Raw genomic sequence first — 14,772 nt, forward strand, 5'->3', positions numbered from 1 at the left:
ATTATATTATGCCCTCCTGATATTCGAAGTCCTTTTTGACAATTTCTATTAGATAGTCATCTTCCTTTAATGGATAAAGTGCTTTGATCTTTAAGTCGCTTTGATGGAATAACGCTTCAAACTGCGATTGTGTTCGTTCCTTGCCTCCGCACATCGTCCAAATATTTAAATCCGTCATATATAAATGCGAGGCATTTCCTTCTATGACCTCTGGTAATATTTTTTCAATAATAGTTAGTGCAGAATTTTCGCTCATACTTTCGGCAATATTACGTAAAATTGTAATTGCTGCTTCATCCTCCCAATCATGGAGAATTCTCGATAGAATATAGAGATCACCTGACCGTGGCACTGCATGAAAAAAATCTCCTGCCTGAAACGTACATCGACTATCGAAACCGTAAAGTGCCAGCTTCTCCTCCGCCTTTTGTTGAACATGTTGTAAATCGATTACAACCCCTTGAGCATTGCGATAATATTCCAAAAATTTCACAATTATCTCTCCAGATCCACCACCAATATCAATAATTGTCTTGATACAGTGCCAATCCTTTTTTGCTGCGAAATAGGTGTCTAATTGAAGCTGTTCACTTGTTTTACTCATCATATTATGAAACACTTCAAATTTTTCGTTTTGCTGTATTTGTGCTTGAAAATAAGGCTGTTTCTCTACTAATTGATATGGGATTTTGTTCATTTTTATTGCCTCACATAGTTTTGACCAATAAGGCATTGCTTGTCTCCCTGTAAATAGCAGAAAATCCTTTAAAGAATCCTTTGCTTGTCCTGCCAACCGTTCCCCTAAAGGAAGTAAATTAAAATAATTTTTTTCTTCATTCACATACTTTAAAGCCACTAATGGTCTCATAAAACGAAAGAGTATGTCTTCATCAATTGCTAATTCCTCTGCCAATAACGATACATGTCTTCGTTCTTGATATAAGGCATCAAATATTCCTAATTCACAAGCTGTATAGAGCAAATAAGATGTAGAAAAGCCTTGAATCGTTGAACGTATCATATTTCCTTGTATATCCATAGTTTTTCTCCTTAATGGTTACTGCTATTATCTGCCATCAATTTATACCATTTACAAACAGTGTTTTCTGCGATATTAATAAGGGCATATAACCCTCCACCCAATAAAGCTAGTCCTATCACACCTGCATACATAGCTAGATAATCTCTACTATCCATTCGATTTAAAATGTAATATCCTAATCCGCTAAAAGATGCAAAAGTTTCTGCTATAAATAGAATGGCTAATGCTGTTCCTAATGAAGCCCTTAAAGAAGTCATTACACTCGGTAAGCAATAGGGTAATGTCAAATGAGACAATGTTTGTAGTTTTGTAGCATTTAATGACCGGATAACTTGCTTCTGATCATAAGGAATTCCCTTCGCTGCATCACGGATGACTACGACTAATTGAAAATAAAGAACAAAGGCAATTAAAATGATTTTTGGGGCATCGCCTAATCCAAATAACACAAGAATAATTGGTAAAAAAACAACCTTCGGGATAGGGTAGAGCACATATAATAAAGGACTTAATATGAGGTCTATTTTGTTATTCCATCCCATAAGTAACCCTGTAGGAATCGCTAATAAAAGAGCGCAGCCAATACCAATAGCTACTCGATAACTACTAATGACAAAATGTGGTGTTAAATCACCGTTTGTTACTACTGTTAAAAATGATAGTCCTGCTTTAAAGGGAGAAGGTAAAAAAGGTTTATTTAATGCAATGCTAGACAGATGCCATAATAAAATAATCATGATGGCAGCAATCACTATACTATATGTCTTCTTCACAGGGCTCTCCCTTTAATAATTGTTTAATCCGCTGTTGCTGACGATACATGCAAGCAGGATGATGACGCCCCTCTATTTGATAATCATTCTCAATAATTCCTGCAATTGTTTTTCCATTCGTGTGAAATACAACAATTCGATCGCTCATCATCAGCGCTTCATCAATATTATGTGTCACGAATAGTAAGGTTAAATTTCTTTCATGACGTATTGTTTGTAATGTCTGCATGAATTGCTCCTTCGTTAAAATATCTAACGCAGAAAACGGCTCGTCCATTAACAAGACTTTTGGTTTTTGAATTAAAGCCCTACCGATGGCAACCCGCTGCTGCTGCCCCCCAGATAGTTGGAAAGGGTAGCGGTTCTGCAAATCGTGAATATTCAATTGCGATAAAATTAATTGTGTGTCCCTGTCCCTTTCCTGCTTAGAGCGTTTAGCAAGCTTTAAAGGGAGAGCTATGTTAGCTTTCACGCTTTTCCATGGAAACAGGCCATAATTTTGAAAAATAATCGCTATCTCCTGCTGTGGTCCTTTCAGTTCTTTACCATCAAAATAAATGGTTCCTTTAGTCGGTTTCTCCAAGCCAGCTACAATATTTAAAAATGAGGATTTTCCGCTACCTGAGACACCAACAATAGCTACACATTCACCTAAAGATATATGAAGGCTAATATTTTGCAGAGCGTTCACCATACCTGAGGCTGATTTGTATGCTAAGTCAACATGCTGAATTTGATACATGGCCTATCCTCCTTTTACTGTTCTTCTAAGGATGTCTCTACTAGCTCTTCATATGAAAAGGCTTGCTCTAATAATCCTTTAGAAACTAACCAATCCGAAAGACGCTCAATATTTTCTTGTGCTGGTACACGATTAGGCGTAAAGGCTGGAACTGTATATTGTTCTTTTAAAATTTCTGGTACATTCGCCACTTGTAAGGCAAGCTCAAAGTATTTTTCTGGCTGCCGATTTACCTGTTTAATGGCTTCATTGTAGGCTTCCAGAAATTTTTTAACCTCAGCTCTATTTTTTGTTATATTTTTTTGTGTCATCACGATGACTGATTGAGAAAAGTTCTCGCCAAGCTTTGTATCATCAATGACAATATTCGCACCTTGGGCAACTGCATAGCTTGCCAATGGCTCTGGTAGTATAGCTACCTGCGCTTCTTTTCCAGCTAATATGGCATCTACACGTAATGAAAGATTCGGCAAATGAATTTTTGTTATTTGGGAGGATTCTAGTTTTAAATGGCGCTCATATTGCTCCATTAGATAATCCATCATTGTATTTTCAGCGATCATTACAGATTGTCCTTCTAGCTGTTTCGGTTCAACAATAGCGCTTTGCGGAGAAGAAACGACTAAAAATCTTCCCTCCTTCTCCGTCGCACCTAATGCTAATGCAATGGTTTTAACATCCAAGCCTCCTTTTTTTATTAAATTTTGGACTATCATATCAGTCATCATGCCGTCGAGCTCACCAGCCTCCATCGCCTTGGATTGGTCAGAAGCACTGCCAAACTCTATCAGCTCAACATCGACACCATATTTTTGAAAAAGTTGATCCTTCTCAGCTACATATAAAGGCAGACTATCATCGATTCGTAACACACCTATTTTTAATGAAGAATGCTTAGCTATTTTTGTTTCTTCACTACAGCCACTTATGCAAACCATCATGATAATCATGAAACATAGTCGGGCAAGGAGATGCTGTCTCATAGAGCTCCTTCCTCCATAGTGACACTTTGCTCTTCAACATATGCTGCTAGTTGTTCAAGGCGTGTATGCGTGAATAGTGTTTGAATAGAAAGCTCTATAGTGAATTGCTCTTTTATTTTTCCGATCATTTGAATGGCCATTAAAGAATTACCTCCACATGTGAAAAAGTCATCATCAAGTCCAGGCTGTTCGTAGGATAATATTTCTTCCCATATTGCTGCTACGTCTTTTTGCATCTCTGTATAAGGTGCTCTATACTTCTTTGACAGCTCTTGCTCATTCAATGGTAACTGTTGTAAAAACTTACGGTTTACTTTCCCATTTTCTGATAGAGGCATTTTATCAATAGATTTATAGATTGTAGGCAACATATAATGAGGCAATTTTTGAGCAAGTAATTGTTTAAATTGTTCATTATTTAGTCCATCTTGTTCATCTTCTAATACTACATATGCCACTAGTATTGATGTTCCATTACGTTCATGAACAATGGTTGCTGCTTCCTTCACACAAGGCAATTTAGCTAAGTGATAATCTATTTCGCCTATTTCAACCCGATAGCCATTTAATTTGATTTGTGCATCTGCTCTTCCTAAAAATTCAATATTGCCATCAGGCAAATATCGCCCTAAGTCGCCTGTAGCATATAGACGCTCTTTTGTCATTGGATGAATTAAAAATTGCTCATTTGTACGCTCTTCATTTTTCCAATAGCCTTTTGCAAGCCCTACTCCTCCGATATATAAATTTCCTGGTACATTCACAGGGCAGGCCGCCATTTGGTCATTTAAAATATAATAATATTGGTTGGCTAAAGGTTTCCCATATGGAATACTCTTCCAATTCCCATCTACTGTTTGTATATCGAAAATATTCGACCATATAGACGCCTCTGTTGCACCACCTAATCCTAAAATTTGTGTCTTTGGCGCAATTTCCCAAATTTCACTTGGCAAGCTTATTGGAATCCAGTCTCCACTCAGTAGTACTGCTCTTAATGTTGGATATGTGAAAAACTCTATATTTTTAGTATATTGTGCCAGCATTTGCATAAAGGCAGGTACTGTATTCCAAATGGAAATGTGCTGCGTTTGCAATAATTCATTCCAATGAACAGGATCTTTTATGCGCTCAGCTCGTGGTACTACTATGGCTCCTCCAACAGCAAGTAAACCGAAAATATCATAGACCGATAAATCAAACGTCAAGTTAGATAACGCAAGAATGCGATCCTCTGCACAAACGCCAAGTCGATCATTAATATCTACTATCGTATTCACTGCACCTCGATGATCAATCATGACCCCCTTCGGCTTTCCAGTAGAACCAGAAGTATAAATGACATACGCTAAATCAGAAGACAATAATTCAGGACTAGTAATAAAACATTCTTGATGTGCCCATTCAGGATCAATGACTGTCACATGATAATCATTTAAAAAAGGTAGCTGTTTAAGCACATGTGCTTGCGTCACAATGGATTGAACTTCTCCTTCCTGTAAAAGAAATTTCATCCGTTCAATCGGTGTTGTACAATCTATCGGCAAATATGCCTTCCCTGCCTTCATAATGCCTAAAACAGCAACTATCTGTTCCCATCCTTTTTCCATAACAACAGCAACTAATCTTCCTTTAGTACGATCCATTGCGAGTATTGCTTGCGCAGTATGGTTCGTTAAATGACTTAGCTGTTCGTACGTCATATTTTTTTCTTCCGAAATCACTGCCAGATTAGTAGGATTTGCTGCTATTTGTTTTTCAACAAGACTGATTAATGTCTCGTCGGAGATAGCTGTGTCTGGTCCTTTCAATTTCCCTTCTTGCTCTTGACATGGGAAACATACAAGACTCCTAATTGGCTGTTGCCATAAGTCTTCTTTCCTAGCAAGCTCCTTTAAAATACGTGTGTATGCTTCAAACATGTCGCGAATTAGATACTGCGGGAAAAGCTCCTCTATGGCATCCCAGCTTAACCATAATTCACCCTTTTGCTCTGAAACTTGATGATCTAGCCAAACTTGAGGTGTCTGAGATAATCCATATACAATATCCCCTAAATAGCTAGTTTTTGTTGTAGACCCATTATTTTTTTCAAGCCCTAAGCCACTCGTGAAGACAAAGGGCATCATAATCCCCATTTGTCGATTCCATTTTTTTGCTAGTGCTCGTTCGACATAAACACCACTTACATAAGGATGTTCTAAATCCTGTAATAATTGCTTTTGAACAGTTCTTGCACGCTCTAAAAAAGATTCTCCTTTTGACATATCAATAGATAACAGATTAAGAGATGTAAAATCACCTATGAGCTGGTCAACATCTGGTTCGAACAACACACGATGGAAACGAGTAAGATTAATCGTAAATTTCGGTTGGCTACTCCATCTCGCTAACGTTTCAGCATAAGCAGCTATTAACAACGAGGCTGGTGACAAGTTCATTTTGGCAGCCAATTGCTTTAATACTAGCCATTCTTCTGTCGATAGCTTTTCCTCGTATCTTGTAAATTTACAGTTAGATAAATCTTCTTTATAATCAAGCAGTGGTAAATCAGGTGCTGGATACATATTGTCAATTCGCTGATGCCAATATTGAATATCCCGCTTATACATTTCGGTCTCTCGAATTTTTTGATAAGCCAGTATATAATCTCTAAATGTCATTTGAAGTGTTTGTAGTTTTGCTGAAGAATCATCATATAGCCGCTTCCATTCTTTAAATAAATAGAACATACTAAAGCCATCAAAAATGATATTGTCAAAACTAATATGGATTCTTGTTTTTTGTTCATTAATGGCCGACATACGAATATCAAATAATGGCCACTCACTCGGAATAAAAGTTTGATGTTCCATCTCACTGCGCACTAACGTAAGCTGTTCTTTACGTTGTTCTGCTGAAAGATTCGTAAGATTATAGGAAGCAATGGAATAATACGCTACAAATTCTTGGACTTGTTGCTGTTGTCCATCATTTAAAATAATGGCTCTCATCATATCATGATGTTGGATAAGACGATTCCATGTTTGCTCCACCCTTGCATGATCGAGGGAAGAACAATCCATTTCAAAATAGCAATGAGTAGATACATCCCCGTACGCATAAATGCCGCTACGGCCTAACCAATAGGCTTGCTGAACGTCTGTTAATGGGAACGGCTTAAAACGATCCTGCTCATTAGGCTCTATACTTGGTAACCTTTTCTCCGAGTCCTCATTTGACTTTTGGCACACTAGTTCCTCTAATAACAAGGCCATTTGTTGAAACACTGGTTGATTAAAGATGGCTTCTAAACTCATTTTGACAGCAAATTGCTCTTTTATTTTTGCACTAAGCTGAGTAGCTAATAATGAATCTCCACCAAGCTCAAAATAATGATCGTCTATGCTAATGGCTTCTTGCCCTAATACTTCTTTCCATATTTGTGCTAATCTCAATTCGATTGAGGTTGTTGGTGCAATAAAATCCTTTTTAGCTAGATCAGCTTGCTCTTGTTGAGGGATTGGTAATGCTGCTCGATCTACTTTTCCATTAGCAGTAATAGGCAACTGCTCTAATTGAATAATGACTTGTGGAATCATATAGTTTGGTAATCGTTGTTCTAAGTAACGGTGAAGTGGTTCTAATTGGAAATCTAATGTTGATTGTCGTTCAACTTGCGCTACAAATAAATACTGTGTAAACGCGGTATCAATAGACTGCGTCGTCATATTGGTGAAGCCCTCGTCTGTCAATACTGAAAGCCAATCATTTTCTGATAATAAGGGAAGGCATGTCTTTGCCCTTTCATCCTCATAATGTATAAAGCCATCCTCTAAAAATGCTGTACTGACTAATTGCAGAGGATTATTTTCCGTCATTTCTAATTGAATGAATAAACCGCCATGCTTTAATAGCTTTTTTAAATGTTTAAGTGAATTTCTAATATGGGCTGCTCTATGTAAAGAATGAGAAGCCACAATCACATCATAGTCACCATCTACAAAGCCTTGAGAAATCGGGCACTTATTTATATCAAGCATTTTGTAATGGATATTCGGTTGTGACCCTACAATTTGTTGAGCACGATTTAAAAAATAGTTGGATTCATCTGTAGCCGTATAATGTAGCTCATCTGTCGAAAATGCTTCCATTACTATTTGAAGCGTGTTGATATGACGCGTCCCAATCTCTAATATTTTGAGTGGTGCTTGACGTTCTATTCGATGATTTAATACCGTTTGAATCAAGTTTATGAATACTTCTTGCTGTTTGTTTCCATCAGATAGGTTATCTGTCAATTGCTCTAAAGTGTGTACATTATGAGGAAGCAATAATTCTAAAGGCTCTATTTCACCAGTTAAAAGTGCATAGCTTTTTTCAAAAAAGGTAGAAATAAATTCATTTATATATGTTGTTTGTTTTTTATTTAAACGATGAAACGATTCTTCATTTTGGACAATTAAGCATTGTTTATTATGAATAATCGGCCCATCACATGAAACGATATTGTTTTTTTCTAAAAATCTAAACCATTGATCGATTAAGCTTTGATATCGACTGTTGATCTTTTCTCGCTCTATGATCGTTATCCTATTGTAGCTTGCATCTTTTTCTATTGGAAAACCACATCTGACAAGTATTTTACAAATCGTTTCCGTAGTGAGGTGGGTACAATAATTTTTAAACAATCGATAACGATATTCATTCTCATTTACATTTTTTAAAAAATACCCTGACGCTTTTAATTGATCTATGTTAGACCAATCAATCATGGGTTTATTGTTCTTTATAGATTGTACCTGCTCTTTTTCTGAACAACTTACAATATAAGCAGCTAAATATTGGCTTTCCTCTCCTCTGACAGTGACAACGGCATCCTCCACTTTCTCATAGCTTCGCATAACACTTTCGATTTCACCTAATTCAATACGATGACCCCGTACCTTTACCTGGGAATCATTTCTTCCTAAAAATTCAATAAGCCCATTATGCCAAAATCGCCCATTATCCCCTGTCTTATACCAGCGAATACCTTTTTCTTCTATAAAACGCTCAGCAGTTAATTGTGGTTCTCCTACATACCCTTTGGCTATACCAGCTCCGCCTATCCACAATTCTCCTGCTTTCCAATTCGGACAATCTTCTCCATTTACATCAATCACTCTATAAAACTGATTTCTCAATGGTCTTCCATAAGGGATAGATCGCCAACTTGCTGGTAACGGGTGATCAACATTATAGTAATTGGACCAGATTGCCGCTTCTGTCGCACCACCCATCGCTACTAATAAACCTCTCGGTGCTACTTTTAACAATCGGTCAGGAATATCTAAGTTAATCCAATCACCTGACAGCATGACGATACGTAAATCTAAACAAATTAATTTTGCACTTTCTGCCTCTATTAAAAACATTTTCAATAAAGCGGGTACAGAATTCCATAGTGTAACATGATAATGACGAACCAACTTTAACCAAATATCAGCGTTTCGAGCCGTATCGTCTGAAAGAAGAACAATGCTGCCACCAACACTCAAAAGACCAAATATATCGTATATAGACAAATCAAAATCTAATGAGGATACTGCTAAAATACGATCTTCCATGCTTATGTTATATTTTTGATTGATATCTGCAATTGTATTCCAAGCTGCTTTATGACTAATTTCCACACCTTTTGGTTCTCCCGTTGAGCCTGATGTAAAAATAATATAAGCTGAGCTGTTTACATCCACTTTAGGCAATGTCACATGACCAAATTGTTGTGTTTGTTCTATTTTAATAACTTGTACTTGATCAATATTTTTATATTTTGCCTCATAGGGAGCAGCTGTTAAGATAAAGCTTACATTAGCCTTTTCCATAATTTTTTTATAGCGCTCACTTGGCTGTGTCACATGTACTGGAACAAAGCATCCCCCAATAGCCAAAACCCCTAAAATTGCTTGAATTTGCTCTAATCCTCTCGGCAATGAAATCGCTACTCGATCACCTTTTTTAAAGCCGTTATGTAACAATGTGGCAGCCACCTGTTCCGCCTGTAAGGTTAGTTGTTTATAAGTTATTTCATGATGGTCTATCCCATCTATTAGCGCTATAGCATATGGTTGTTGCTTTGCTATTTCAAAGAAAGACGTATGCAAGCACTGTGCAGAATCTGTTACTATGAAATCTTCTATTACTTGACGTCTTGCTATTTGTGCTTTCGTTTCGATAGCTGGATGTTGGAGCCAATGCTGTTCGTCTTCAATTAACCAATGAATGGTTTTGATAAACAGATCAAACATGTCATCCAATAAGCCTGATGGAAATATGTCATCCAAACCATCCCAAATACATAATAAACCACCATCCATATCAAACATTTGAAAGTCTAACCAAACTTGAGGTGTTTGAGAAATCATGTAATGAATCTTGCCAAATGCATCTTTAAATTCTTCATTAATAAGTGGTACACCTAAATTACATGAAAAAACGATTGGAGCAAAGACTTTTTCATCTGGGTGATATTTAGCTAAATCTCGTTGAATTTTAACCCCTGAATAAGCCGTATAGTTCATATCTTGATGAAATTGCTGTTGTAAACTTTTTGTAAAGGCTAAAAAAGACTGTTGTGTTTCACTATCAACCTCCAATAATAACAAGGTAGTAAAATCAGCTACAACATGCTCTAGCTCTTCAGACAAAGTATCTCGATTGAACAATGGTATATTCATAAGAAAACGGGATTCACCGCTCCACTTATTTAATGTGTAAGCATAAGCTGCTAACAATACCATCGCAGGAGTAACTTTATAACGAGACGCAATCAATTGCAGCTTGCTCCAAGCAGTATCTTCTAAAAAGTACTCTCTTCTTGTAAATTTAGGTTCGTGTTGTATCAACGCAGCATTGTTTGACAACGGTAGTTTAGGACCTAATGGTAAAGTGGCTAACCTGTTTTTCCAATAGGCTTCGGCATGACGTTCTTCATCAGCATTTGCTAATTTTTTATCATAAAGATATTTCGCAAAGTTCCAATTTTCAGGTGCTTTTGGTTTTTGTTGTCTAGTATAAGCGGCCGCTAAATCATGTAAAATGATTTGGAAACTTTGCACATCAGCTACAAGTAAGTCGATATCGAAATGAAGTCGCGTTTTACCATCAGGCAATAGAGATAGCTGTAATCGAGCTACTTCCCCTTGATCAATTGCCAATAGCCGATGTGAAGTATTCGCACGAATAGCTTCTAATTGTTGATTAACCTCGTCTTGTGAACATGCTGTTAAATCGTGAACAGCAATAGCTGTAAAAGGGGATGCTGTTAAAACTTGCTGTTGGCCATCCTCCGTATACTTAACACGGAGCATAGGATGATGCTGAACAATGATGGCCCATGCCGATTCAAGCCGCTCTATATCAATATGTTGACCGTTAATTTCCATATAACCATGACAGCCATTTCCACCTAAATATTGACTGCTTTGTCGCCCAACCCAATAGGCATATTGTACATCTGTTAATGGAAATGGCTCATACATATTAGGTATTGTTTTATCTTGATTTTCTAATAGGGAGTTATCACTATTTATTGAATGGACAGCCTCTCTCTTTAATAATTCGTACCAAGCGCTCAAATAAGGTTCCGATATTAATTCTTTGAAAGTAATGGTAATGCCAGCTTTTTTTAGTTTGCTGACTAATTTCATGACTTGTAAGGAGTTTAAGCCTAACTCCAATAAATTTTGATCCGCGCGTATTTCTTTCTTTATACCGAGGAGTTGATTGACTTCTAATGCTAGATTTCGGATGATGTCTAAATCACTTTCTAATTTCAATGCATAGACGCCTCACTTTCCATAGCCATCTGTTTTAATTTTTTTTTATCCACTTTCCCTACATTTATAAACGGTAATCGCTCAACATATATGATTCGATCTGGAAGTTTATATGGAGCAACACCTATATGAAATAAATAACTACATATCTCATCTCGTTCCATTCTTTGTCCATCGGTCACTATAAATGCACAAATGCTTTCTCCTAGATCCTTATCTGGTAAACCAACAACAGCAGCATCTTTTATCATTGGCTGTGTACGTAAAAAACTTTCAATTTCAGATGGTATAACATTTTCACCTGCACGATTAATTTGCTCCCTTACTCGACCGACAATTTGTATATTTCCATCTGATGTAATACGAGCCTTATCACCAGTACGTAAAAAGTAATCCTTGGTAAAAATTTCCGCATTTAAAGCAGATGCTTGATAGTATCCGCCAAATGTATACGGACCTTTTGCCACCAATTCTCCAAGCTGACCCTGAGGAACTTCTCTTCCTAGCTCATCTATAATCTTTATTTCATCACCTATCGAAATTGCCTGCCCTTGACAGCTTGTAACAATTTCCACAGGATCATTTAATGCTGTGAAACAAGTAATCCCTTCGCCGAGTCCGTATCCTTGTTGTATTTTACAGTGAAATGTATTCATAAATTGAACAGCCATTTCCTGCTCTATATGAGCAGCGCCAATTAAGACCACCTCTAAGCTCGACATATTCAAATCTTCATACCATTCAAATGCTTCTAACCAAAGGCTAGCAATTGTTGGTACAATGGCGGTATGTGTCACCTGTTCTTTTTCGATTTCATGAAATGCTTCATCAAAGCTAGAGGTTTGACATAATACCACTTTTCCACCTGTAAAAAGAGTACCTAATATACCTGGTGAGCATAACGGATAATCATGTGAAATCGATAGTACAGCCATGTATGCCGTTTCAGGAGTCATTCCACATTTTTCAGCAGAGGCGAATGCATTATAGGCATAAGCTTCATGTATTTTCGGAATTATTTTGGGAATGCCTGTTGTGCCACCAGACAATAAGTATAATGCAGTATCTCTATAGTGAGGTGAAGCGCTAATTGCTAATGAATAGTTCCTTTCTTTCAGCTGATCTACTGTTACATGTGTATAGGATGCTGGCCACTGTATGGTGGATTCCCCAACCGTCACAATATATCGAATACTTTTATGCTGAGGAATTACCTGTGCGGCCATACATTCATACTGGAAACCTAGATAACTACTGCAACATATATAAGCTATTGGCTGAACCATTTTGGCAACTGTATCGATTTCTACTTCTCTATGGGATGGCAACATCAAAACAGGCTGCACACCTATTTTTAACAGACCAAATAAAACAGTAATAAATTCAATTGTATTTGGTAACTGCATTAAAACCCGATCACCCTGCTGCCAACCTAAAGATAAAAAGCCTGTCGATAATTGCTCAATTTCTTGAAGCAGCTCTTCATAAGTTAAGCGTCGATTCCCTTCCACTACTGCCAGATGATGCGGAAATCGTTGAGCAATGATGTCAAGCTCTTCCATTAATGTTTTCTTTCTTAAAAAGCCCAATTCTTCATATCGTTCTACTTCTTGTAAATACCAATCCATTTGCTGAGACATCCTTTTCGCCTCCATTCTCTCTGTTAACATCTATTTGTTAGACGATACTTAATTGATGTTCTTTTTTCCACATAGCTGCATATTTGCCCTCCTTAGCGATAAGACTTTGATGTGACCCTTCTTCAACGATTTGTCCTCCATCCACAACTAATATATTGTCTGCATTTTTAATAATGGAAAGTGTATGGGCAATCATCACAACTGTTTTTTTCTTTTTCAAAAGATTTTTAATCGCTTCTTTTACAGCTAACTCATTTTCGATATCTAACGAAGCGGTCGCTTCATCTAATAAAAGTATAGGACTGTCCTTTAAAATGGCACGTGCAATGGATATACGCTGCCTTTCACCACCAGATAACTTATTACCATTTTCCCCAATGATTGTGTCATAGCCATACTCCAACTTCTCAATAAAATCATGGCAGTTGGCCTCTTTTGCAGCATTAATAATTTCTTGTTTTGTTGCTTCTGGCTTTGTATAGCGAATATTATTTAATATCGTGTCATTAAACAAAAAAGTATCTTGATCAACCATTGAAATTTTTTGCATTACTTTTTCAGTAGCGATCGATTGAATCGTTTGCTGACCAATTAAAATATCACCACGATTAGGCTCATAATATTTTGTGATTAAATTTAAAATAGTTGATTTTCCCGAACCCGATGGCCCGACAATTGCTACAAACTGGGAAGACCCAATTTCAAAATTAATATCACGCAATACAGGTTCTTCTTGGCTATAGGCGAAATTCACATTGTGAAAAGCTATACTATATTGTTCAGGTTCAAAAAAGGCATCACTTGATGGCTCTTCCTCTGCATCTAATACAGCTTCAATTTGGCGTTTGGCAATCATAAAATTTTTATAAGAGGTAAGGTCAATAAAAAGTGTGCCAAACAATTTACATGTAAATAAAGGGCTGATGCTAATTAGAAAGAAGGAAGAAGCCTCTAGATTTCCTGCCAACCATTGATGACCTGCTAAATAAAGAACAATCGGTAAACTGAACCAACAGAGAATACTAAATATCGTACCAATTGGAATTACTTTGATCTCATATACATAACTAATATCACTATAGGCTTTCATAGAATCAGTTGTTGCTTTATTTTTAACACCACCTAAACCAAATGATCGTAGCGTTTGAATACCATTAATATACTCCACTACATCACTTGTATTTTTTGTCATAATATTTTTCTTCTCGTTCCCGTATTTTTTTACCATTAAAAAGGACAAGTAAAGTGATGGTAATAATAATAAGCCTGAACATAAAAGAACTATTCCAGCAGATATCGAATGCGTTGCAACGAAGCCAATTAACAGTAAGCTAAACGAAGTATTTTTTATAATATCACCAATTTTATGAGTCAAAATATTTTCATAATTATTAACACTTGTTGTCGTTGCATTAATGTACTCGCCAATTTGTGCCTTCGTAAAGGAGGAAAGTGGTATTTTTTTCATTTTATCGCCCAGCGACAAGCGAAGAATTCTACTCACTTGCGCACCACCAATTTGCCCTCTCGTATAACCAAATGCATAGACAATTAAGCGAATAACAAAAACAGCACCTAATAATAATATAGTTTGAGTTAACATGCTCATCGTTAATTGCTCTGTAATTAAGGCTTTGATCGTGTAGTATAAAACGATAAAATTAAAACCAGCTAGCATCCCTTCGATGACATTGAAAACAACAGAAAGATAAAAAGAAATATTTTTTCTAAATGCATGTTTTTTGTCCATACTAAATTCTCCTTCATCCATTAATTACGCCTTGGCGTAATTG

Annotated in this window: 7 protein-coding genes; all 7 read right to left on the minus strand. The window is 36.7% G+C overall.

Features of this window, described 5'->3' with window-relative positions; translation table 11 throughout:
• Position 1 precedes the first annotated feature (1 nt).
• Genes MHI22_RS09855 through MHI22_RS09885 form a run of 7 tightly spaced genes read right to left on the minus strand, consistent with a single transcriptional unit; the run spans position 2 to position 14,729 of the window.
• On the minus strand, positions 2-1,039 hold the full coding sequence (locus MHI22_RS09855) for a methyltransferase (RefSeq protein WP_330493084.1): 1,038 nt from the start codon (positions 1,037-1,039) through the stop codon (positions 2-4).
• Between the two features lie 11 nt (positions 1,040-1,050).
• Positions 1,051-1,815, minus strand: coding sequence for an ABC transporter permease (locus tag MHI22_RS09860; RefSeq protein WP_330493083.1), 765 nt, complete (start codon positions 1,813-1,815; stop codon positions 1,051-1,053).
• Positions 1,799-2,557: an ABC transporter ATP-binding protein gene (locus MHI22_RS09865; protein WP_036121594.1), complete on the minus strand. Its 759-nt coding sequence runs from the start codon at positions 2,555-2,557 to the stop codon at positions 1,799-1,801. Before MHI22_RS09865 ends, MHI22_RS09860 begins: the two co-directional genes overlap by 17 nt.
• Positions 2,558-2,571: 14 nt before the next feature.
• Positions 2,572-3,540, minus strand: coding sequence for an ABC transporter substrate-binding protein (locus MHI22_RS09870; RefSeq protein WP_340811851.1), 969 nt, complete (start codon positions 3,538-3,540; stop codon positions 2,572-2,574).
• Positions 3,537-11,339: an amino acid adenylation domain-containing protein gene (locus MHI22_RS09875; protein WP_340811853.1), complete on the minus strand. Its 7,803-nt coding sequence runs from the start codon at positions 11,337-11,339 to the stop codon at positions 3,537-3,539. Before MHI22_RS09875 ends, MHI22_RS09870 begins: the two co-directional genes overlap by 4 nt.
• Positions 11,336-12,979 carry a (2,3-dihydroxybenzoyl)adenylate synthase gene (locus MHI22_RS09880; protein WP_340811854.1) on the minus strand — a complete coding sequence of 548 codons (1,644 nt, stop codon included), beginning with the start codon at positions 12,977-12,979 and terminating at the stop codon, positions 11,336-11,338. Before MHI22_RS09880 ends, MHI22_RS09875 begins: the two co-directional genes overlap by 4 nt.
• 37 nt (positions 12,980-13,016) lie before the next feature.
• Positions 13,017-14,729 (minus strand): ABC transporter ATP-binding protein, encoded by a 1,713-nt coding sequence (locus tag MHI22_RS09885; protein ID WP_036121611.1) that lies wholly within the window; start codon positions 14,727-14,729, stop codon positions 13,017-13,019.
• Positions 14,730-14,772 lie beyond the last annotated feature (43 nt).

Origin of the sequence: Lysinibacillus sp. FSL L8-0312, from assembly GCF_038003285.1 — a bacterium.
GTDB classification, from domain to species: domain Bacteria; phylum Bacillota; class Bacilli; order Bacillales_A; family Planococcaceae; genus Lysinibacillus; species Lysinibacillus fusiformis_D.

Excerpts from the sequence above, each read along its gene's own strand:
- MHI22_RS09855 (WP_330493084.1), bottom strand. The coding sequence starts at position 1,039 with ATGGATATACAAGGAAATATGATACGTTCAACGATTCAAGGCTTTTCT.
- MHI22_RS09865 (WP_036121594.1), bottom strand. The coding sequence starts at position 2,557 with ATGTATCAAATTCAGCATGTTGACTTAGCATACAAATCAGCCTCAGGT.
- MHI22_RS09870 (WP_340811851.1), bottom strand. The coding sequence starts at position 3,540 with ATGAGACAGCATCTCCTTGCCCGACTATGTTTCATGATTATCATGATG.
- MHI22_RS09880 (WP_340811854.1), bottom strand. The coding sequence starts at position 12,979 with ATGTCTCAGCAAATGGATTGGTATTTACAAGAAGTAGAACGATATGAA.
- MHI22_RS09885 (WP_036121611.1), bottom strand. The coding sequence starts at position 14,729 with ATGGACAAAAAACATGCATTTAGAAAAAATATTTCTTTTTATCTTTCT.